The 23309-nt window shown below is 35.7% G+C and carries 22 protein-coding genes; 21 read left to right on the forward strand and 1 reads right to left on the reverse strand.

Going from position 1 to position 23309, the window contains the following annotated elements; genetic code table 11:
• Positions 1 to 66 precede the first annotated feature (66 nt).
• The 3 genes from pgk to ZA05_RS05660 all read left to right on the forward strand — a co-directional run bounded on the left by pgk (position 67) and on the right by ZA05_RS05660 (position 3959).
• Positions 67 to 1254 carry a phosphoglycerate kinase gene (gene pgk, locus ZA05_RS05650; RefSeq protein ID WP_053990697.1) on the forward strand — a complete coding sequence of 396 codons (1188 nt, stop codon included), beginning with the start codon at positions 67 to 69 and terminating at the stop codon, positions 1252 to 1254.
• Between the two features lie 125 nt (positions 1255 to 1379).
• On the forward strand, positions 1380 to 2963 hold the full coding sequence (locus ZA05_RS05655; protein WP_053990698.1) for a lytic transglycosylase domain-containing protein: 1584 nt from the start codon (positions 1380 to 1382) through the stop codon (positions 2961 to 2963).
• An 18-nt stretch (positions 2964 to 2981) separates the two neighbouring features.
• Positions 2982 to 3959 carry a DUF4837 family protein gene (locus ZA05_RS05660; protein WP_053990699.1) on the forward strand — a complete coding sequence of 326 codons (978 nt, stop codon included), beginning with the start codon at positions 2982 to 2984 and terminating at the stop codon, positions 3957 to 3959.
• A 90-nt stretch (positions 3960 to 4049) separates the two neighbouring features.
• Here ZA05_RS05660 and ZA05_RS05665 read toward each other — a convergent pair whose 3' ends face one another.
• Positions 4050 to 4223, reverse strand: a complete 174-nt coding sequence (locus ZA05_RS05665; RefSeq protein WP_053976528.1) for a twin-arginine translocase TatA/TatE family subunit — start codon at positions 4221 to 4223, stop codon at positions 4050 to 4052.
• Between the two features lie 115 nt (positions 4224 to 4338).
• On the opposite strand from ZA05_RS05665, the gene ZA05_RS05670 reads away from it, so the two are divergent.
• From ZA05_RS05670 to ZA05_RS05755, 18 genes are all read left to right on the forward strand, one after another.
• Entirely contained in the window at positions 4339 to 5205 is an 867-nt protein-coding gene (locus ZA05_RS05670; protein WP_053990700.1) for a M23 family metallopeptidase, read from the forward strand.
• Positions 5205 to 6707, forward strand: a complete 1503-nt coding sequence (locus tag ZA05_RS05675) for a GH3 auxin-responsive promoter family protein (RefSeq protein ID WP_053990701.1) — start codon at positions 5205 to 5207, stop codon at positions 6705 to 6707. The genes ZA05_RS05670 and ZA05_RS05675 overlap by 1 nt, the downstream gene beginning before the upstream one ends.
• 25 nt (positions 6708 to 6732) lie before the next feature.
• The gene (locus tag ZA05_RS05680; RefSeq protein ID WP_053990702.1) at positions 6733 to 8424 is read left to right on the forward strand and encodes a hypothetical protein; all 1692 of its coding nucleotides are present in this window, start codon (positions 6733 to 6735) and stop codon (positions 8422 to 8424) included.
• A gap of 12 nt (positions 8425 to 8436) precedes the next feature.
• Positions 8437 to 9507: a hypothetical protein gene (locus ZA05_RS05685; protein WP_053990703.1), complete on the forward strand. Its 1071-nt coding sequence runs from the start codon at positions 8437 to 8439 to the stop codon at positions 9505 to 9507.
• Between the two features lie 5 nt (positions 9508 to 9512).
• Entirely contained in the window at positions 9513 to 10556 is a 1044-nt protein-coding gene (gene rfbB / locus ZA05_RS05690; protein ID WP_053990704.1) for a dTDP-glucose 4,6-dehydratase, read from the forward strand.
• A 2-nt stretch (positions 10557 to 10558) separates the two neighbouring features.
• The gene (rfbA, locus tag ZA05_RS05695; protein ID WP_053990705.1) at positions 10559 to 11425 is read left to right on the forward strand and encodes a glucose-1-phosphate thymidylyltransferase RfbA; all 867 of its coding nucleotides are present in this window, start codon (positions 10559 to 10561) and stop codon (positions 11423 to 11425) included.
• Positions 11425 to 11970 (forward strand): dTDP-4-dehydrorhamnose 3,5-epimerase, encoded by a 546-nt coding sequence (gene rfbC / locus ZA05_RS05700; protein WP_053990706.1) that lies wholly within the window; start codon positions 11425 to 11427, stop codon positions 11968 to 11970. Before rfbA ends, rfbC begins: the two co-directional genes overlap by 1 nt.
• Positions 11967 to 12839 carry a dTDP-4-dehydrorhamnose reductase gene (gene rfbD, locus ZA05_RS05705; RefSeq protein ID WP_053990707.1) on the forward strand — a complete coding sequence of 291 codons (873 nt, stop codon included), beginning with the start codon at positions 11967 to 11969 and terminating at the stop codon, positions 12837 to 12839. Before rfbC ends, rfbD begins: the two co-directional genes overlap by 4 nt.
• Positions 12836 to 13702: a sulfotransferase gene (locus ZA05_RS05710; RefSeq protein WP_053990708.1), complete on the forward strand. Its 867-nt coding sequence runs from the start codon at positions 12836 to 12838 to the stop codon at positions 13700 to 13702. The genes rfbD and ZA05_RS05710 overlap by 4 nt, the downstream gene beginning before the upstream one ends.
• Entirely contained in the window at positions 13699 to 15009 is a 1311-nt protein-coding gene (locus ZA05_RS05715; RefSeq protein WP_053990709.1) for a nucleotide sugar dehydrogenase, read from the forward strand. The genes ZA05_RS05710 and ZA05_RS05715 overlap by 4 nt, the downstream gene beginning before the upstream one ends.
• Positions 14993 to 16186, forward strand: a complete 1194-nt coding sequence (locus ZA05_RS05720) for a glycosyltransferase family 4 protein (protein WP_053990710.1) — start codon at positions 14993 to 14995, stop codon at positions 16184 to 16186. Before ZA05_RS05715 ends, ZA05_RS05720 begins: the two co-directional genes overlap by 17 nt.
• Entirely contained in the window at positions 16186 to 16980 is a 795-nt protein-coding gene (gene cysQ, locus ZA05_RS05725) for a 3'(2'),5'-bisphosphate nucleotidase CysQ (RefSeq protein WP_053990711.1), read from the forward strand. Before ZA05_RS05720 ends, cysQ begins: the two co-directional genes overlap by 1 nt.
• Positions 16981 to 17409, forward strand: a complete 429-nt coding sequence (locus ZA05_RS05730; RefSeq protein ID WP_053990712.1) for a DUF2061 domain-containing protein — start codon at positions 16981 to 16983, stop codon at positions 17407 to 17409.
• Positions 17410 to 17412: 3 nt separating this feature from the next.
• Complete coding sequence (cysC, locus tag ZA05_RS05735; protein ID WP_053990713.1) at positions 17413 to 18015, forward strand: adenylyl-sulfate kinase; 603 nt, start codon at positions 17413 to 17415, stop codon at positions 18013 to 18015.
• A complete protein-coding gene (cysD, locus tag ZA05_RS05740; protein WP_053990714.1) occupies positions 18008 to 18913 on the forward strand; it encodes a sulfate adenylyltransferase subunit CysD in 906 nt (301 codons plus the stop codon). Before cysC ends, cysD begins: the two co-directional genes overlap by 8 nt.
• 57 nt (positions 18914 to 18970) lie before the next feature.
• Entirely contained in the window at positions 18971 to 20227 is a 1257-nt protein-coding gene (cysN, locus tag ZA05_RS05745) for a sulfate adenylyltransferase subunit CysN (RefSeq protein WP_053990715.1), read from the forward strand.
• A gap of 99 nt (positions 20228 to 20326) precedes the next feature.
• Complete coding sequence (locus ZA05_RS05750) at positions 20327 to 21796, forward strand: MBOAT family protein (RefSeq protein ID WP_053990716.1); 1470 nt, start codon at positions 20327 to 20329, stop codon at positions 21794 to 21796.
• Positions 21797 to 21798: 2 nt separating this feature from the next.
• Entirely contained in the window at positions 21799 to 23211 is a 1413-nt protein-coding gene (locus ZA05_RS05755; RefSeq protein ID WP_053990717.1) for an SGNH/GDSL hydrolase family protein, read from the forward strand.
• Positions 23212 to 23309 lie beyond the last annotated feature (98 nt).

A 23309-nucleotide genomic window follows, 5' to 3' on the forward strand; every position in this document is an offset into this window, starting at 1 on the left:
TGGAAAACGCATTTTATGGCATTGTTTATTTAATTACTTTTGTGTTACACTAAAAAACATCACATTATGAAAACGATTAACGACTTCAATTTTAAAGATAAAAAAGCCTTAATTAGAGTAGATTTCAACGTGCCTTTAAATGAACAGTTTGAGGTAACGGACGATACCAGAATTGTGTCTGCCAAGCCTACCATTATCAAAATTTTGGAAGATGGCGGAAGTTGTGTATTGATGTCGCACTTAGGAAGGCCAAAAGGTGTTGACGATACGTTTTCATTGCGTCATATTGTAGATAAGGTTTCTGAGATTATTGGTGTTGAAGTAAAATTTGTGGCCAATTGTGTGGGAGCTGAAGCTGAAGCAGCGGCCAAAGCACTACAACCAGGGGAAGTTTTGTTGTTGGAAAACTTAAGATTCCACTCTGAAGAAACTGCAGGTGATGTAGCCTTTGCTGAAGGACTTTCAAAATTGGGAGATATTTATGTGAACGATGCCTTTGGTACAGCTCACCGTGCTCATGCTTCTACTACCATTGTGGCACAATTTTTCTCAGAGCACAAATGTTTTGGATACCTGTTGGCTGAAGAAATTGAAAGCATCGAAAAAGTGATGAAAACAGGTGAAAAACCTGTGTTGGCTGTATTGGGAGGTGCTAAAGTATCTTCAAAAATTACAATTATTGAAAACATTTTGGACAAGGTAGACCACTTGATCATTGGTGGCGGGATGACCTTTACGTTTATCAAAGCGCAAGGTGGTTCTATCGGCGAGTCTATCTGCGAAGATGATAAATTGGATATGGCCCTTGAAATCTTGAAGAATGCCAAAGCCAAAAATGTACAAGTACATATTCCTGTTGATGTAGTTGCTGCGGATAGCTTTAGCAACGACGCTGCTACACAAATTGTTGATGTTACCAAAATTCCTGACGGATGGCAAGGTTTGGACGCGGGTCCAAAATCGTTGGCTAATTTCCACGATGTGGTAATGCAGTGCAAAACCATTCTTTGGAACGGTCCATTAGGAGTGTTTGAAATGGAAAACTTCTCAAAAGGAACCATCGCTCTAGGAAACTCTATAGCTGAAGCGACTAAAAATGGTGCATTTTCTCTTGTTGGAGGAGGTGATTCTGTGGCAGCCGTGAAACAATTTGGGTTTGAAGACAAAGTGAGCTACGTGAGTACAGGTGGAGGTGCTATGTTGGAAAGCTTGGAAGGAAAAACGCTACCTGGAATTGCTGCAATTTTAGAGTAATCCATACAAAACCAGTCGTTTAAAAGCCTATATTTCTGTTAAAAGAAGTGCTTCGTCTTTTATATGTTTCAAAAAAATACGATTTTAGCGCCATCTATCGTTGATAGTACAGATAATTTTTACAAATGAACAAACCTATTACCTTAGTTGTAGGCGCTTTGTTATGTTGTGGAGTTTCTTTCGCTCAAGAAAATAAAAAGCAAGAAACGCATATTAAAGAAGATTCTGTCAAGGTTGAAACCGTTGTCCCAAAACAGGTCGATTCCTTGATTGATGGAAAAAGCGCTGAAGTTAAAGCAATCACTCCTGTGTCAGATTCAACAGCACTAATGGTCTATGAAGACCATAAACAAGCTGCGGATATTGACCAAAAGTGGTTAGACGAACTGTACAGTAATTCATTATTCGATACTATTTATAAGTCGGTTACTGAGTTGACTTATGAGGATGTAGACTATCCGGAATTGCCAACAGACACCTTAAAGGCGCGTTTGAAGGAACTTAATGCAAGAACACCTTTCAATATTGAGTACAACCCTTCTTTGGAAAATGTCATCAAGTCGTATTTAAAAAACAGACGAGAGTCTTTGGATAGACTCATGTCTTTGAGCGAGTATTATTTCCCTCTTTTTGAGACGACTTTGGACAGTTACAATTTGCCTTTGGAGATGAAGTACTTGGCTATTGTGGAATCTGCATTAAAACCAAAGGCCAAATCTAGAGTTGGCGCAACGGGATTGTGGCAGTTTATGTTTGCTACAGGAAAAATGTACGGGCTTAATGTGAGCAGTTATGTGGACGAACGAAGCGATCCTATTAAATCTACGGAAGCCGCCAGTAAGTATCTAGCTAAATTATATGAGATTTTTGGCGATTGGGATTTGGCGTTAGCCGCCTATAATTCAGGTCCTGGAAACGTGAGCAAGGCGATTCGACGTTCGGGAGGTTATCAGAACTATTGGAATATTAGGCCGTTTCTTCCACGTGAAACAGCGGGTTATGTTCCTGCCTTTTTCGCTACCATGTATATTTTTGAATATGCCGAAGAGCATGGTTTCAATAGAATCAAACCAGAATTTCACTATATTGAAACCGATACGATCCACGTGAAACAAATGATTACTCTGGATCAAATATCCGAAGTTCTGGATTTGCCTATCGAGGAATTACAGTTTTTAAACCCTTCTTATAAATTGGATATCATTCCATATATCAAGGATGAAAACTATACGCTTAGGTTACCAATGCACGCGGTTGGTAGATTTGTAGCCAATGAAAAGGATATTTATGCTTATGCTCAGGAAGAGTTTGACAAGCGAGAAAAACCGTTGCCACAGTTTTTTGAATCGGATGTAAAGATTACCTATAGGGTTAGGAGTGGAGACTACCTTGGGAAAATTGCGAGAAAGTATGGTGTTAGGGTAAGTCAAATTAAACAGTGGAATGGTTTAAGGAGCAATAACCTAAGGATTGGTCAGCGTTTAAGCATTTATCCAAGAAAACCTGTATTTACAAATCCTCCAGCACAAAAAGCAGCTGTAAAAACTGTGGAGGTTGAAGGTAAACAGACCTATTTGGTGCAGCAGGGAGATACGCTTTGGGGTATTTCCAAAAAATTTCCAGGAATTTCTGTTCAAAATATTAAAGATTGGAACGGTATTAGTGGTACACAATTAAAGGTAGGCATGAAGCTTATTGTATCTAACTAACACTAAAGAACTATTTAAATGAAACACCTAGCCATTGTAATTGTTTTTGCTACCCTCGTTTTAGGGTGTAAAAAGGATTCTTCAAAAAATCAACGTTTAGTCCCAGCATCCTCAGGAAACCTTAACCACCTAACGGTTGTGGTGGATAATCTTCTTTGGGAAGATAAAGTAGGGGAAGCCATGCGTGATGTTTTGGCAGCTCCTGTTAACGGACTTGCTATTGATGAGCCTTTGTTTACAATTAATCAATTGCCAACACAGGTGTTTTCTGGTTTTACAACCAAAAGCCGTATCATCGTTAAGGTTGAAAAAGGGAAGGCTTCCGGTATAAAGGTGGCACATGATGTATTTGCAAAACCTCAAACGGTGGTATATGTCACTGGGACTACCAACGATGAAATTATTGAGCAATTACAATCTAATTCCAATAAAATTGTTGACGCCCTGAAAAAGGAAGAAATAAAGGAAAAACAACGTCGTATAAACCTGTCCCTGTTTGACGACACTAGATTAAAGGAAGAATTGGGGGTGTCTATGAAGCTTCCATCGGTTTATAGAATGGCCAAGGACGAGAATGGATTTTTCTGGATTCGTAAGGATATCACAACAGGTACTATGGACTTGATGGTGTATGCCGTACCTTTAAGTACATTAAGACCAGGCGATAGTTTAGCAATGGATGTGGTAAAAATGCGAGATTCTGTTGGAAAAACTCATATTGAAGGAAGAAGGGAAGGGTCTTACATGATTACTGAAAACAAATATGCACCTTTTGTTTTTGATACCGAAATCGACAAGAAGCCGGCCATTGAAACCAAAGGAATTTGGGAAGTTAAAAATGATTTTATGGCAGGACCGTTTATCAATTACGCCATAGAAGATAAGGCTAAAAACAGATACGTGATTATTGAGGGCTATGCATTTGCTCCTTCAGTGGATAAGCGAGATTATATGTTTGAATTGGAGGCGATCATTAGGTCGGCCAAAATTCAATAGAAAAGAAACTACAGCTTACAAAAAAAGCCAACTTGAAGAAGTTGGCTTTTTTTGTATTATAATAAGATTAAATTATCACTAAGAATAACTTTAGGTTGTTTTATCCTCGTCCTCTTTGCTGGCGTCTTTAAATTCCTTAATCCCACTTCCTAAACCTCTCATTAACTCAGGAATTTTTTTACCACCAAAAATTAATAAAACTACCACCGCAATTAAAACTATTTGTGGCCATCCAACAACTAATGGTAACATAAGTAAACTCATAACATAATATTTAGAACTGCAAATTTAATAATTAAACTTCAAATTGTACGTTTTAAACTAAACTTTAAGATTAAGCAAAAAGACTTGCACTTATTTTATTTAATTTTGTGTCATAATGACTACGAAAAAGAAAGAAAAGAAATTCACCAAAAAGCTACTGCACAAGTACCGTTTGGTCATATTAAACGAGGACACTTTTGAAGAGCGTTTTGCTATCAAGCTAACGCGTTTGAATGTGTTTGTAATTGTGGCTATTTCCTCAATTTTGTTAATTGCGGCAACCACTTTATTGATTGCCTTTACGTCTTTAAGAGAATTTATTCCAGGATATTCTTCAGCAGCCCTAAAGAAGGAAGCTACAGAGCTTCATTACAAAACTGATTCTTTGCAACAGGTTATTACCATGAATGAGCGTTATTATAGTTCTATCAAAAAGGTCTTGACCGGAGATGTGAAAACGGAAGAGTTGAATAAGGATTCAATTATCAACGCGGTACAAAATGAAGTGAACACTGAAAGATTGGTGCCGAGTAAAGAAGACTCTCTTTTAAGGGAGAAAGTAGCAAAGGAAGACAAATACAATCTGTTTGAGTCGGCTATTTCTGCAACAAACTTTGTGCTGTTTCCTCCCGTGAGCGGAACAATTTCCGAAGGCTATGATGTAGAGAAGAAGCATTATGCAGTAGACATTGTGGTGGCTAAAGATACACCGGTGAAGGCCGCTGCAGATGGTACGGTTATTTTTGCCGAATGGACTGCGGAAACAGGCTATGTGGTAGTTTTAGAACACAGTCATGAGTTGATATCGGTTTATAAGCACAACGGAGCAATTACCAAAGAACAGGGAGATTTAGTGAAGGGAGGCGAAGTGATTGCTATGGCCGGAAATATGGGAGAATATTCTACGGGACCCCATTTGCATTTTGAATTATGGAACAGAGGGTATCCCGTAAACCCAACTAACTTTATCGATTTTAACTAATGCTTTCAATAAAATCTGCCTTAGCCAAACCATTCGCAAAAAGAGTCAAAAAATCTGTGTTGAAATGGGCTAACAATCCCATTGAAACGCAACAAAAGGTGTTTAATGAATTGATTTCTGAAGCTGCTGGAACACAGTTTGGGAAAGATCATGATTTTGTCAGTATCAATTCTTATGAAGACTTTAAGAAAAGAGTGCCTATTCGGGATTACGAAGCCTTAAAAAGCTATGTAGATAGAGTAGTTGCGGGAGAAGAAAATGTACTTTGGAAAGGAAAGCCGCTCTATTTTGCAAAAACTTCAGGAACGACTTCGGGGGCAAAATATATTCCATTAACAAAGGAAAGTATGCCAAGTCATATCGATGCGGCTAGAAACGCTATCCTCATGTATATTGCTGAGACGGGCAATGCCAAATTTGTGGATGGCAAGATGATCTTTTTACAGGGTAGCCCAATTCTTAAGGAACAAAATGGTATTCAGTTGGGAAGATTGTCTGGGATTGTAGCGCATTACGTGCCTAGCTATCTGCAAAAAAACCGCATGCCTTCTTGGGATACCAATTGCATAGAGGATTGGGAAACAAAGGTCAATGCTATTGTGGAAGAAACCCTTCCTGAAAATATGACGGTAATTTCAGGGATTCCTTCTTGGGTACAGATGTATTTTGAGAAGATTCAGGAGAAAACAGGACAAAAGGTTGGCGATGTATTCCAAAACTTTGAACTCTTTATTTATGGGGGAGTCAACTATGAACCTTACAGGGCAAAATTTGAAAACTTGATAGGCAGAAAGGTGGACAGTATTGAACTGTTCCCTGCCAGTGAAGGCTTTTTTGCTTTTCAGGATAGCCAAAAGGAAAAAGGCATGTTGCTTCAGTTGAATTCGGGGATATTTTATGAATTCATTAAAGCAGATGATTTTTTTAATGACAACCCAGAACGTATTACCATTGCCGATGTGGAATTGGGAGTGAATTATGTGATGATTGTGTCTACCAATGCGGGGCTTTGGGCCTATAATGTGGGAGATACGGTAATGTTTACTTCCTTAAAGCCTTATAGAGTTATTGTTTCGGGAAGGATTAAACACTTTATTTCGGCCTTTGGAGAGCATGTTATAGGAAAGGAAGTAGAACAGGCCCTGAAGGAAGGAATAGAAGGTACTTCCTTTGAAATTTCAGAATTTACCGTTGCACCACAAATTAATCCAGAAAGTGGATTGCCTTATCATGAATGGTTTATTGAATTTGAAACTATTCCTGAGGATTTAGCGTCCTTGGAAGCTAAAATAGATCAATCACTTCAGCAGCAAAACACCTATTATTTCGATTTAATTGAGGGCAAAGTACTGAGGCCCCTTAAGATAACCGCTGTCAAAAAGAACGGGTTTACAGAATATATGAAGTCCATTGGGAAATTAGGGGGACAGAATAAAATACCAAGATTGTCTAACGATCGTAAAATTGCGGATGCCTTGTTTGAGCAGGGATTAACTAAATAGTCCTATATTTGTAGGTTAACAAAGTATGGCAAACACAGCAAAAAGACACGAAAGAACTAGGGCTCAGGAGAGTTCCAGCGCTATTGAAAAAATGTACATCACGATGCGGCATTTGTTCAATAGGGGCTTCTATAAGCCTATGGGAGTTTCTGGGGAAACTCTTAGGGAGTCTTTGTTGTTGTTAAGACCGGAAATTTATGGTTCTATCGCAGATGAAAAAGCAGAGTTGGAAGGCTTACTTTATGTAATCGATAGATTGCCTTTGGGAATCGAAGAGTGTTCCTTTATCAATTTGACCAGTGATGAGGGGTATGGAAATTCCCATTTTAAAGCGATTATTCCAGCCAAACGAAGACGGAACTGTTACCGAATTGATGAGGAGCAGATGAACATTGAGATCACTAGAGGACGTTCCGAAATATATGATATTCTAACTCACTTAACTTTTTTATTCGTTGAATCCCATAAGATTAGTAATCGGGTGCTTGTCGATGAACAAGGTACAACCACAAGGGATTGGGTGAAATTGGAAAAGGCTGTTTTGTCTGAAGAAAAGCTGTCCCAAAAAGAAAGGGAAATTGCCATAACGCACACGGCCAATATTTTGGGAAGAACATTTAATGAGATTACAGAAATCTATAATCAATTTGCCACATCTAAGCAACCAGATAGACTGTTGCATATCGTCTATTGGTTGGGGAAATTGGCCATTGAAGAAACGGTAAGTGATACTAAGAGAACCGTAACATTTTCACCTGTTCTTAGAGAGCGCTTGGGACACCATATTCATGGTGAAATTTGGGCAGATGATATCAAGGCGGTTTTGATAGAAAACGAATTGTTGGACCGTCCTATTCATATTATAAGTGCCAATATGCACAGTGTGATGAACTCCTTGTTTACTCCTAGTCTTTTAAAAGGAAGTTTAGCCAAGAAGGATATTTTCGAGATTTATCAAGACTTGAGTAGGAAAGATAGCGAATCCCTACGCAATAAAGTAAATAAGGAGGCGTTGCAACAACGGATGTTGTACATTCCGGATAGTTCAGGGACCAATATTGATGTTCAAATATTTGATATTTCCAAGATGGATTTGTCAAAATTGGATATGCAATTAGACGAGCAGAAACTGCAACGGGAAAAACCTGTGATTGTGGTCATGGATTATGCTTTTGGAGAACAAGCTTATGAAACTATGGATGAGCTTTTGAAGCCAGTTGTAATAGACGGTTATAAGAAGCATTTAAAGGTTGAATCCATTTCCATCATGGGTAAAGCTGGAATTTTGGAGGGTGGAAAAGGCGATATTATGATACCATCGGCCCATATTTTTGAAGGAACTGCTGATAATTACCCCTTTGACAATGAGTTATGCAAAGAGGATTTAGAAGGACACGGTATAAGTATTTTTGAAGGCTCCATGGTTACGGTATTGGGAACATCCCTTCAAAATAAAGAAATTTTAAAGTTCTTTTATAACTCTACATGGAACGTGATAGGACTTGAAATGGAGGGGGCTCATTATCAAAAGGCCATTCAGTCGGCTTCAAAAGTAAGAGGTAATATTGGTAAGGATGTCAAAGTGAGATATGCTTACTACGCAAGTGATAATCCTATAGAAACCGGAAGCACCTTGGCCTCAGGGGGATTGGGGACCTCAGGGGTAAAACCGACCTATTTAATAACAAGAAAAATATTAGAACAAATTTTAAATTAACATATCTAACTAATGAATAAAAACCTACCGGAAACTAACGCTTCTGAAGAAGTGGATTTAGGACAATTATTTACGCTTATAGGAAGCTTATTTACAAAATTTTTCAATTTTATTGGGACTATTTTTACAAAACTATTTTATCTGTTTGTAGCTATAGTATTTTTTATTAAAAAGAATATTTTGATTTTAGCTGGTGCTGCAGTGCTTGGCTTTGGTTTTGGAATTTTTAAAGAAAAAACAAAGACACCTGTCTATTCATCGAATGCCGTTATTAAACAAAATTATGATACAGGAGAGAGTTTATATAATTTATTGAATTATTATAATGATCTTATTATGGATCAGGACTTTCAGTCTTTGTCCGCCGGGTTGAATATTACTTTGGAGGAGGCTAGAAATATGGTGTCTTTCCAAATGGAATCTGTTTTAAACAACAACCAAAAATTGAAGGTGTATGATGAGTTTAAAAAGGAAATTGATTCTACTCTTGCAGATAATATTGATTTTGAAAAGTTTTTGGACAATTCTTATGATTATAACTACGCTTACCAAAGACTTACAGTAAGTGCTACTCAAAAAAGCCTTTTAAAGAAGGTGTTGCCAGAGATTATTAAAAACATCGAATCTATAGAATTTTTCAAAAATCAACAACGAAAGGATTTTGCTGAATTGGAATACCAAGAAAGAGTGATCAAAGAATCTTTGAAAGAATCAGATTCTTTACAAAAGGTCTATCAAAGGGTTCTTGAAAAAATTAATGAAAATCCGAATGCTCAAACGAGTATTTTAATTGATAATACAGGTGATAAAAGTTCCACAAAAGAATATGAATTGTATGCCAATGATATCAAACTAAGAAGAGAATTAGTGACAATTCAAAGAGAGAAAGAAGAGATTGACAAAATCGTAGAAGTCATTTCTAGTCAGCAGGATGAAGGAATATTAACAAATTCAAAATCATTGTTTAACAATGATTTTGGGTACAAGAGTTATTATAGTGTAATTCTTTTGTTAACAGCTTTTACAATTTTAATAGGACTAAGATTTCTTAAATACTTAGATCAATTTAAAGATAAAATATAAGTATTATGAATGTATTATTAACAGGAGGTGCCGGATTCATAGGATCTCACGTAGTTAGACTATTTGTAGAGAAGTATCCAGAACATCATATATATAACTTGGATTGTTTGACCTATGCAGGGAATTTAGAGAATCTAAAGGATATTGAGAACCAATCAAATTATACATTTCTTAAGGCTGATATTACGGACGAGTCTCATATTAACCAATTGTTTGAAACCTATAAGTTTGACAGAGTAATCCATTTAGCTGCTGAATCTCATGTAGATCGATCTATTACAGATCCGTTGGCGTTTGTAAAAACCAATGTTATTGGTACAATGATTCTTTTAAATGCCTTTAAAAACTTATGGAACAATAACTACGATGGGAAGTTGTTTTACCATGTCAGTACCGATGAGGTTTATGGCACTTTAGGAGAAACAGGGCTTTTTACAGAAACGACTGCTTACGATCCTAATTCTCCGTATTCAGCCTCAAAAGCGAGTTCAGATCATTTTGTGAGAGCTTATGGAGAAACTTATGGTATTCCCTATGTGATAACCAATTGTTCAAACAATTATGGACAAAATCAATTCCCTGAAAAATTGATTCCATTGTTTATCAATAATATATTGGAAGAAAAACCATTACCTGTGTATGGGGATGGTAATTATACAAGGGATTGGTTATATGTGCAAGACCACGCAAAGGCTATCGATTTGGTGTTCCATAAAGGTATTTTAGGAGAAACTTATAATATTGGTGGTTTTAATGAGTGGAAGAACATTGATTTGGTGAAATTACTATGTCAACAAATGGATGAGAAATTGAACAAGCCAAAAGGGACTTCAGAAGCCCTCATCACTTTTGTTAAGGACCGTCCTGGACATGATTTACGTTATGCCATTGATGCCTCAAAAATCAATAAGGAATTGGGTTGGAAACCTTCAGTTACTTTTGAAGAAGGGTTGAGCAGAACAATAGACTGGTATTTGAGCAATGAGGAGTGGTTAAATCATGTTACCAGTGGCGAATATCAATCCTATTATCAAACTCAATATAACTAATTATGAAAGGAATAATATTAGCAGGTGGTTCTGGTACCAGGCTTCATCCATTGACATTATCGGTAAGTAAGCAGTTGATGCCTATTTACGATAAACCAATGATATACTACCCACTGTCTACATTGTTATATGCAGGAATCAATGAAATTTTAATTATCTCCACTCCTAAGGATTTGCCTTTGTTTCAAGATTTATTAGGAAATGGTGAAAAATACGGTTGCCATTTTGAGTATGCAGTACAAGAGGAACCTAATGGTTTGGCTGAAGCATTTATTATTGGGGAAGATTTTATTGGAAATGAAAAGGTAGCTTTGATTTTAGGAGATAATATATTTTATGGAACCGGGTTGTCTCAGTTGTTGCAAAACAATAATGATCCTGATGGAGGTGTCATTTATGCATACCGAGTACATGATCCAGAGCGTTATGGTGTAGTGGAATTTGATGAAGAAGGCCAGGCTATCTCCATTGAGGAAAAGCCTAAAGAGCCAAAATCCAATTATGCTGTTCCTGGAATTTATTTCTATGACAATAATGTTGTAGAAATAGCAAAAAATATTAATCCAAGTGCTCGTGGTGAATTGGAAATAACGGATGTTAACAAAGTTTATTTGGAGCAAGGACGTTTGAATGTTAGCATTTTGGATAGAGGTACTGCTTGGCTGGATACTGGTACATTTCAATCGTTGATGCAGGCTTCCCAGTTTGTAGAGGTAATTGAAGAGCGCCAAGGTTTAAAAATAGGATCTATAGAGGCTGCTGCTTTTGAAATGGGATATATTAACGAAACACAATTTAAGGCTTTGGCCGAACCCCTTTTAAAAAGTGGGTACGGAAAGAATTTATTGGGATTGCTTAACAGAAAATAATGACGGTACAGGAAACCAACTTAAAGGGATGTTTTATCATTCAACCTACAGTTTTTGAAGATAAGAGAGGGTATTTTTTAGAGAGTTTTAATCGAGAGAAATTCAATACTGCTATTGGCGAGGATATAACTTTTGTTCAGGATAATGAATCCTTTTCTACAAAAGGAGTTTTGAGAGGTTTGCATTATCAAATAGGAGAGCATGCACAAGCCAAATTGGTGCGGGTTATAAAAGGTAGAGTGTTGGATATAGCGGTTGATATCAGGCCAGATTCTCCAACCTACGGGCAACATGTTGCTGTTGAATTGTCTGAGGAAAACAAAACACAATTTTTTGTCCCGAGGGGATTTGCGCATGGGTTTGTGGTCCTAAGCGACACTGCTATTTTTTCCTATAAATGTGATAATTTTTATAATAAAGCCTCAGAAGGAGGAATTATATACAACGACCCTAGTTTAAATATCAATTGGCAACTACCAGAAGAACAATTGATCATATCTGAAAAGGATGCTATTTTACCAATCTTAGAAAATGCATTGATATGAAAACCATTTTGGTTACTGGAGGCAATGGGCAATTGGCAACCTGCATAAAGGATTTAGAGCAATCAATTAATGGTTTTAGATTCATTTATGTTGATAGTGGAGAGTTAGATATTTCTAAACAAGACGAAGTAAATTCGTTTTTTGAAGAAAATACAGTTGATTGGTGTATTAATTGTGCCGCTTATACTGCCGTTGATAAGGCCGAAAGCGAAAAGAAAAAGGCTTTTGCTGTTAATGTTTTGGGAGCAAAATATTTAGCAATGGCTTGTAGAGAACACAGTGCGAAAATGGTTCATATTTCAACAGACTTTGTCTTTGGAGGGGATACCTTTTTAGCTTATTCTGAAATTGATGCAACAGGTCCAACAGGAGTTTATGGCGAAACAAAGCTTCAAGGGGAAAAAGAAATAGAGAATTACCTTGATGAGCATTTTATTTTTAGAACGTCTTGGTTGTATTCCGAACATGGTCATAATTTTTTGAAAACCATGCTGCGTTTGGCTGAATCAAAATCGGAATTAAGTGTTGTTACAGACCAAATAGGAACTCCAACCTATGCTAAGGATTTGGCTGAGGTACTTTTAAACATAATTGCATCCAACAGTGAGGCTTATGGTTTGTTTCATTATAGCAATGAAGGAGTGGCCAGTTGGTATGATTTTGCCCATGCCATTTTTGAGATTTCAAAAAAGAAAATGGATGTATATCCCATAAAATCCGAGGCTTATCCAACACCAGCCAAAAGGCCTCATTTTAGTGTTTTGGATAAATCAAAGGTAAAACGCACCTTCAATATAAAAATAGCGCATTGGCGGGATAGTTTACAAACATGTTATGATGTACTTCTCGATAGTATGATTAATAAATGAAAGATAGAAAGACATTAATTTACATAATAGGCGCTGGTAGAAGTGGAACTACTTTGTTAGATATTATTTTAGGGAATAATGAGGATGCTATTAGTTTGGGGGAAATAAATCGATTTTATAAAAGAAAGGGTTACCCACCTAAAAGAGAGAGCAAAAGTAAAGAATTTGAGTTTTGGGATAAAATAAGAGAAAACCTTTCCAAAAAGGTAGGGGGATTAGATTTTAAGAAACTTGAAGAAGAAAGTAGAGCAAATGAATACCATTCTAATGTTCTTAAAAAAATTTTAGGATATGATAGTGAGATGTATTCTCATCATTTAAGACTCATGTACGAGACACTTCACGAGAATATTGAACAGAATTTAATTGTAGAGTCTTCAAAATATCCATTAAGAGGGGTAAATCTTTCAAGGATGGTTCCATCAAATTTATTTGATATTAAATATGTGTACTTAAAGAAAGATCCAATTTCGGTAGTGGCGTCTTTTCAAAAGAAGAATATCGAGCAACCTTCAAAGGGATTCATATCTGCAAATATTTATTATTTATTAGTAAATCTGTTGTGCAAGTCTGTTGTATTATTTTTAAAGATCAGAGGACATATGGTTTCCACTCTGCGATATGAAGATTTGATAGGTAAAAAAGGAGAATCATTTAAAAAACTTTCTGCCGACTTAGCAATTGATTTTAAGGTGTTACAGTCAAAATTAACCGATAATACACCGTTGCATACAGGATATTTGTTTGATGGAAATAGAATAAGACTAGAAGAAAGTTTAACTTTACGGTCTTCTGAAATAAATGTGAAAAAAAATAGTAAGTACTATTTCACAAGAATCTTAAATTATATAGTGTATAAATGAATATTAGTGTTTTTGGACTAGGTTATGTCGGTGTTGTAAGTTGTGCATGCTTTTCTAGAGAAGGGCATTCTGTAATAGGAGTTGATATTGATAAAACTAAAGTAGATTTGGTTAATGGTGGAAAGTCTACCATTATTGAAAATGGGTTAGAAAATCAGATTACTAAATCAGTTAATTCTCAACTTTTATATGCAACCCAAGATTATGAAGAAGCAGTAAATGGTTCTGACGTGTCTTTTATCTGTGTTGGAACTCCTAGTCTTCCAAATGGGGCGATTAATCTTGCCTATATTTATCAAGTGATTAAACAAATTGCGACTGTAATAGAGAATAAATCTACATTCCATACAATTGTTATTAGAAGTACTGTAAAAGTAGGAACCTTAAATATTTGTAAAGAGATTATCGAAGATATTACAGGCAAGGTACATGGAGAGCATTTTGGCGTTGTTTCAAATCCTGAATTTTTGAGGGAAGGAACTGCAATGTATGACTTTATTAACCCGCCATATACAATTATAGGAACAAATTGTTTGCACAGCAAAAAAGTGATTGCTCAACTTTATAAATCTATTGAAGCTCCTGTTTACCATATCCAACCAGAAGAAGCAGAAATGATTAAATATGCAAATAATAATTTTCATGCAATGAAAATTGCATTTGCAAATGAAATAGGAAACATTTGTAAGGAGAATGGTGTTGATGGACATGTGGTTATGGATATTGTTTCTAAGGACACGAAATTGAATTTATCCCCTTATTATCTTAAGCCAGGGTTTGCATTTGGAGGTTCATGTCTTCCAAAGGATGTAAGAGGGCTTACACAAATAGCTAAACAGTTAGATTTAAAGACTCCTTTGCTATCAAGTCTAATGAAAAGTAATTTTTATCAGATTGAACGCGGGCTTAATTTGATTTACGGAACAGGGAAACGAAAGATTGGATTTTTAGGTTTTGCATTTAAATCGGGGACTGATGACCTTAGGGAGAGTCCAATAGTAGATCTTATAGAAACCTTGATAGGGAAAGGATACGAACTTAAAGTCTACGATAACAATGTGCATTTGTCTTCTTTACTTGGAAAAAATAAAGAATATGTAAATAACCACATTCCTCATATATACAAACTTTTAAAGGAAAATGTAACTGATGTAATTGAAAGTTCTGATGTTTTAGTAATTGGGAACAGTGCTGCTGAATTTTCGGAAATTGTACCAACTATTCCTTCAAATAAAATTGTTATCGATTTAGTTAGGGTAGATAAAAACAAAACTTCAAAAGATAATTATATTGGAATTTGCTGGTAAACATATACTTATTGTTATTGAAAATCTCCCAGCTCCTTTTGATAGGAGAGTTTGGCAAGAGGCTACGACTTTAAAGGAAAATGGGGCAAAGGTTTCCATAATATGTCCTAAAATGAAGGGCTATGAAAAGAAGTATGAAGTAATAGATGATATAGAAATTTATAGGCATGCGTTAAAGGAGGGAAAAGGAGCCTTTGGTTATTTAATCGAATATTCCCAAGCTATATTCTGGGAGTTTTACCTAAGTTGGAAAATCTATTTCAAAAATAGGTTTCACGTCATTCATGGCTGCAACCCTCCAGATTTAATCTTTTTAACAGCTCTGTTTTTCAGGCCTTTTGGTGTGAAATATATATTTGACCATCATGATATTAACCCAGAGCTATATATATCAAAATTTGAAAAAAAGGGGTTCTTTTACAATTTGATGGTATTATTTGAAAAGCTAACTTTTAAAACTGCAAAATTTTCTATTGCCACTAACGAGTCTTACAAAAAAATTGCCATTGAACGAGGTGGAATGTCACCGGAAAAAGTTCAGGTAGTACGTAGTGGGCCCAAATTGGATAGATTAAAACTTATAGACCCTTTAATGGATTTAAAGAAAGGGAAAAAATATTTAATAGGTTACATTGGTGTAATTGGGGAACAAGAGGGCCTTGATTTACTTTTGGAATCGGCTAAATATATTTTGTCTGTAAGAAATGATGTCCATTTTGGAATTGTTGGAGGAGGGACTCATCTACAAGAGATTGAACAGTTGTGTACAGAAATGGGCTTGTCTGATAACTTTGATTTTTATGGTAGGGTGGATGATAAAACGATGTTGGAAGTCCTAAATACGGCAGATATTTGTGTAAACCCTGATAAGCCCACTGCCATGAACGATTTGTCCACAATGAATAAAATTATGGAGTATATGGCTTTAAAGAAGCCCATCGTTCAATATACTTTGAAAGAAGGAAAATTTTCTGCGCAGGATGCATCTTTATATGCAAAAAACACAGACCCCATTGATTTTGCAAAGAAAATAATCACTTTACTTGACGATGACAATTTGAGAAAGGAAATGGGGGAATATGGTTATAATAGAGTGCTAAACGAACTGTCGTGGGAGCATGAAAACAAAAAGCTTGTTAGCATTTATAAAAGAATATTTGGACTAAAGATAGCATAATGAAAGAAATTTTAGAAACAGCAATAAAAGCATCGTTGGAAGCCGGGAAGGCTATTATGGAGATCTACGATTCCAAAATTGAAGTAGAATATAAAGAGGACGAATCTCCATTGACAGAGGCTGATAAGCGTTCCAATAGCGTTATTAATTCCTTTTTAATTCCAACTAATATCCCAATTATTAGTGAGGAAAATAAGCAGGTTGACTATGAAGAAAGAAAAGACTGGTCAACTTGTTGGGTGGTTGATCCTGTTGATGGCACAAAGGAGTTCATTAAACGAAATGGGGAGTTTACTGTTAATATAGCCTTGGTAAAGGATGGAAAACCTGTCTTGGGAGTAATTTATGTGCCTGCGGAACAAACTGTTTATTTCGCAGATGTCGATTCTAAAGAGGCCTTTAAGGCAAAATTAGAGTCCCACAATACTGATGTTGAAAAGGTTTTTGAATTGGCAATTCCTTTGGAACCTAAATCCAATAATTCTGGAATTGTTGAGGTGGTTGGTAGTCGATCTCATATGAATCAAGATACCATGGATTTTGTTGAGAGCTTAAAAGCTGAAGGAAAAGAGGTTGAGATTGTATCTAAAGGAAGCTCATTGAAGTTTTGTTTGGTTGCTGAAGGAGCGGCAGATGTCTATCCACGTTATGCCCCAACCATGGAGTGGGATACTGCGGCTGGGCAAGCTATTTGTAACGCTGTTGGCTTAAAAGTCATTTCAAAGGAGACCAATGCTCCACTTGAGTACAACAAAGAAAACTTGTTGAATAGTTATTTCTTGGTCAGTAAATAGATGAAGGACGCCTCATATAAAAGACATATTGCAAAAACCATTACTTGGAGAATTGTTGGGACCATAGACACTATAATCTTGTCGTGGATCATTTCTGGTGATCCTTTAATTGGTTTACAGATTGGTATTTATGAAGTTATTACCAAAATGGTCTTATATTTTTTACACGAACGGGTTTGGTTTAAAGTTAACCTTTCCAAAGATGGGAAGATTCTAGAGAGCAGAAAGCGTCATATCGCAAAGACTATTACATGGCGCATGGTTGGGACTATAGATACAATGACATTAGCTTGGCTGGTAACGGGAAATCCTCTGACAGGTTTTAAAATTGCCTCCGTTGAAGTTGTTACCAAAATGCTGTTGTATTATTTACATGAACGTACTTGGTACAAGATTAATTTTGGCCTTCCTAAAAGAACTAATGAATAAAATATGAAAGAGAATATCATTCCCCATGATTATCAAATTTCTGTTGGAGATAGAAGAAATTCTAACAAACATAATTCCTTTTTATTGTGGTTTACTGGTCTATCTGGGTCAGGAAAATCTACCATTGCCAATGTGGTTGAACAGCAATTGTTCAAAAAAGGCATTAAAACCTATACACTAGATGGTGACAATATTAGAAAAGGACTAAATAGCGACTTGACTTTTTCACCAGAAGACCGAACGGAAAACATTCGTCGTATAGCCGAGACAGCCAATTTAATGGTAGACGCCGGTTTAGTGGTTTTGGCGGCCTTTGTATCACCCTATAAAAAAGATAGAGAAAACATCAAGAGAATTCTCAAAGATGTTAACTTTGTTGAGATTTACATCAACACGAGCGTTGAAGAATGTGAACGCCGTGATGTTAAAGGCCTTTATAAAAAGGCGAGGGCAGGCGAAATCAAAAATATGACTGGAATTTCAGCTCCTTATGAAGCTCCCGAGAATCCGGATATTGAAATATTAACAGAAAACGAATCGGTTGAAGCGGCTGCGCAACGGATTATTGAATTCATAACACCTAAATTACAACTCAACAATGAGTAAGTACTATTTAAATTATCTAGACGAATTAGAAAGTGAAGCCATTTTTGTGCTACGTGAAGTATGGGCACAATTTCAGAACCCAGTGATTTTATTTTCTGGAGGAAAGGATTCCATAGTGGTAACCCATTTGGCCAGAAAGGCATTTCACCCTTGTAAGGTGCCATTTTCATTGATGCACGTAGATACAGGACATAATTTCCCAGAGACCATAAAGTTCCGTGACGATTTAATAAAAGAATTGGGTGTAAACCTCATTGTGGGATCGGTGCAGGAATCTATAGATCAGGGTCGTGTTGCAGAAGAGCGTGGAAAGAATGCAACTAGAAATGCCCTTCAGATTACTACTTTACTAGATGCTATTGAGGAACACAAAATAGACTGTGCTATCGGTGGTGGACGACGTGATGAAGAAAAAGCAAGGGCTAAGGAGCGTTTTTTTTCACATAGAGATGATTTTGGACAATGGGATCCTAAAAATCAGCGTCCGGAACTTTGGAATATTTTCAATGGGAAACATTTTGAAGGAGAGCATTTTAGGGCTTTTCCAATCAGTAACTGGACTGAGATGGACGTGTGGAACTACATAAAGCGTGAAAATATTGCTATTCCGTCCCTGTATTATGCTCATGAAAGAGAAGTGGTTTGGCGTAGTAATTCTTGGATTCCTAATTCTGAATTTTTGATTCTTGAGGAGCATGAAGAAGTGGTGACCAAGAAAATTCGTTTTAGAACTTTGGGAGACATTACTATCACAGGGGGTATAGAAAGTGAGGCAGACACGGTTGAAAAAATTGCCATGGAAGTTTCGGCCATGCGTCAAACCGAAAGAGGAAACCGTAGTGACGATAAGCGTTCGGAGACAGCCATGGAAGACCGTAAACGTCAAGGATATTTTTAAAAATTAAAGTAGTGTGCTGAAGCATATTCGGCATTTCATATAAAGAAATAATAAAAGATGTTAGATAGCAATCAATTATTACGTTTTACAACAGCAGGAAGTGTAGATGATGGAAAAAGTACCTTGATAGGGCGCCTTTTGTATGATTCAAAATCTATTTTTGAGGATCAGTTAGAAGCCATCGAAAACACCAGCAAAAGGAAAGGTCATGAAGGCGTGGATTTGGCTTTATTCACCGATGGTTTGCGTGACGAACGTGAACAGGGAATTACCATTGATGTAGCCTACAGGTATTTCACAACACCAAAGCGTAAGTTTATTATCGCGGATACGCCAGGACATATTCAATATACCAGAAATATGGTTACAGGGGCTTCTACTGCGAATGCGGCCATCATTTTGGTGGATGCTAGACATGGAGTGATTGAACAGACGAGACGTCATTCATTCATAGCTTCACTTCTGCAGATCCCACACGTAATTGTTTGTATTAACAAAATGGATTTGGTGGATTATTCTGAAGAGGCTTATAACAAAGTTATCGAGCAGTTTGAGGAATTTTCTTCAAAAATGTTGGTTAAAGATGTTCGCTTTATTCCAATTTCTGCGCTTTTAGGAGATAATGTGGTAAATAGATCAGAAAATATGGATTGGTACCAAGGGGCACCCTTGTTACATACTTTGGAAACATTGCACATCAGTAGTGATGTAAATAAAGTAGATGCACGTTTTCCTGTACAGACTGTTTTAAGACCACAAAGCGATGATGACAATAGAGATTATAGAGGGTATGCTGGACGTGTAGCTAGTGGTGTTTTTAGACCAGGAGATGAGGTTACTGTAATGCCTTCTGGGTTTACGTCTAAAATCAAAAGCATAGACATGTATGATGGAGCTGCTGAAGAGGCTTTTGCACCAATGTCTATCTCGATGACATTGGAGGATGATATCGATATTAGCCGTGGGGACATGATTGTGCGTTCCAACAACATGCCAGAGGCGTCTCAGGACATTGAGGTAATGCTTTGTTGGTTAAACAATACGCCTGCTAAGCCAAGAGCGAAATATACCATTAAACACACCTCAAATGACCAAAAGGCAATGATCAAGGAAATTGTTTATAAAATAGACATCAATACCTTGGCGAGAAACGAAGAGGACAAGGAGTTGAACATGAACGATATTTCAAAAGTTAAAATACGTACTACAAAGCCTTTAATGGTGGATTCCTATCGTGAAAATAGAGCTACTGGAAGTATCATTTTAGTGGATGATGCTACTAATGAAACCGTGGCTGCAGGGATGGTGGTGTAACTTTGTAAATAGTACCTAAAATCTAGATTAATCAGTTAGAGGAGGCCTTTAACTGATTAATTGTTTAAATAGAGCCCTAAATCAGTATCCAACCAAAATATGTTATTTAATTCATTAGATTTCGCAATCTTTTTTCCTATAGTTTTTATTCTTTATTGGATTGTCTCAAGAAATAGAAATGCTAGAAATTTTCTTATAATACTGGCCAGTTATGTGTTTTATGGTTGGTGGGATTGGCGTTTTTTGTTTTTAATTGCGATTAGTTCCTTTGTTGATTTTTACGTTGGTAAGAAATTAGGGAAAGCAGAAGACATTAAAAGGCGTAAGTTATTATTGTCCTTGAGTTTATTTATTAACCTAGGTTTTTTAGTTTACTACAAATATACTAACTTCTTTATTGAGACCTTTGTAGATTCTTTTAAGTTGTTTGGTAAAACTCTCGAGGTATCCACTTTGAATATTATCCTGCCTGTGGGTATTAGTTTTTATACATTCCAAACTTTAAGTTATACTATTGATATTTACCGGAAGCAATTAAAACCAACAAATGATCCTCTTGCTTTTTTTGCGTTTGTTTCATTTTTTCCACAATTAGTTGCCGGCCCAATAGAAAGAGCATCTCATTTGTTGCCTCAATTCTATAAAACATATAGATTTAATTATAATCAAGTTAAATCTGGAATTTTGTTAATGGTATTTGGATTGTTTAAAAAAATGGTTATTGCAGACAGGGTTGCAATTCTTGTAAATCAAGTTTATAATAATCCTGAAGCATATCATGGTTTTGAAGTTGTAATAGCAACCATATTGTTTGCTTTTCAAATCTATTGCGATTTTTCTGGATATTCGGATATCGCTATAGGAGCGGGGAGGACTATGGGGTTTGATTTAATGAAAAATTTTAGGAGTCCATATTTGTCAAAATCAATTACAGAATTCTGGCGTAGATGGCATATATCCCTGTCAACATGGTTTAGAGACTATGTTTATATTCCATTAGGAGGAAGTAGAAATGGAAACATTAAAACATATTTCAATTTGTTAATAGTATTTCTTGTTAGTGGGTTTTGGCATGGAGCATCTATGACTTTTGTTATTTGGGGAGTGATTCATGGAATTATTATTGTTGCAGAAAAGGCATTAACAGTTCAAAGGTTAAAGTTTTCTATAATATTTAAAATAAGAAGGAGATCATTAACAAGAAAGCTGTTTTATATTTCAATAACTTATACGGTTGTATGTTTTGCTTGGATTTTCTTTAGATCAAATAGTCTGAAAGATTCTATTGTTTTAATAGAAAATATGTCCAATTTTAAATCTTCTCAAATATTAAATCTGTATAATTTAGGGTTGGGAGCTCAAGAATTATGGACGGCAATAATTGCAATAATACTTTTGATGGTTTTTGAGTGGTTCCATTATAATAGTGACAAGAGCCTTTCTAAAATTCTTCCTGACCAGCCCCTATTTTTTAGGTGGAGTTTTTATATGATTATTGTTTTTGCATTAATGATTTTTGGGGTTTATGGTGATATGGCACCAAAGGAATTTATTTATTTTCAGTTTTAAATATGAAAGAATTTTTATTAAAATCGGTTCTTTTTTTTACACTTTTTTTAATTGTTTTCTCATTTATTGATAGCTTTTTTACTGAAAAGGGTTTATATGCTCATAAAAGAGAAGAATATGAAAAGTTGCAGGGCAATCTAGATATCGCCATTTTTGGGTCTTCACATGCCTTGTGTTCCTATGACCCAAGAGTTTTAGAGGTTGGATTAAATGCAAACACATATAATTTTGGCGCTTCAATGCAATTTTTACAATCAACACTTCCCGTTATTGAGGAGGTTATTGACAATAATAATTTGCAATTAGCAATTGTGGATATTTTTAAGGCTACATTAAGCCAAACTCCATATGATAATGATTGGGCCAATAATATGCAACTCAGAACGTTTGATTATTTACCTTGGTCCTGGACCAAATTAGATGTAATGAATCGAGTTTATGGGCTTGACAATATTTTGAATCAGTTACCTCTTTTAAGGGAACATTCCCTATGGAAAGAAAGGTTGGTACAGCCCGAGTACTATTTTAATGAAAGCCTTGATTATTATAAGGGGTACTATTCCCATTTTTCTTTTAATGAAAAGAGGTGGACTAAATCAGTTGAAGGGAGTGAAAAAGTTGAAAATAACAAAATCATTCCTGGTATATCTTTGAGTCAAGAGCAATTCCAAACAATTAATAGGCTTATCCAAAAATTTAGGGAAAATAATGTTCCTATATTATTTGTTAATGCTCCTCTTCCAAAAGGATACAGGACTAATTTATATTATACTTACCAAGAACTTATTCGGGAATATTTACAATCAAAAAATGTAGAATATATTGATTTTAATGATTTATATGATGTGCTAAACTTTTCTAAATGGGATTTCCGGGATATAGGCCATTTAAACAGTAGAGGAGCTGTTAAAGTATCGAACTATTTGGTAGAATTTGTTAGGGATAATTTTCAGATAAATCAAAATGAGAAAAAGTACTTAGGAAATAGGTATTATCATTTAGATACGAATCTTGAAAGTGCATTATTTTCTCAAGATATAACGGACTCAAGATTAATTAAATTATTGGGAGTAAATAAAATAGGGATTTATAGGGTTTCTAAGGACAATTTAGAGGTTATGTTTTTAGGTGAAAAGAACAATCTCAAATATATAAAGACTACGGTAACCTATCAGGTGAACGAAGGCGAAACAAATTTACTAGAAGACTGTCTAGAATTTAAAAAGTATTTTAATAAAGATATTTTTAAAAGGCAAACTAGCCTAACTAGAGGGCTGAATTATAAGGAATATGAGGTAAAAACACTCAGGATACCCTGTCAGTTTGAGAAATTGAAAAATTTTAAAGTGTTTATTGGGGGGCATAGTTTAAAACAGCAAGAAGTGTTAAATTTGGATAATTTGATTTCATATTAATTATGTGTTTGAAAAAAACGTTTAAAGTTGGTGTTATTTTTTTAATATTTTCAATTTTTTTGACTTCCTGTAAGCAAAGTAAATCTAAGGGTAAGAAT

The organism is Mangrovimonas sp. TPBH4 (assembly GCF_001280505.1).
Taxonomy (GTDB): Bacteria; Bacteroidota; Bacteroidia; order Flavobacteriales; family Flavobacteriaceae; genus Mangrovimonas_A.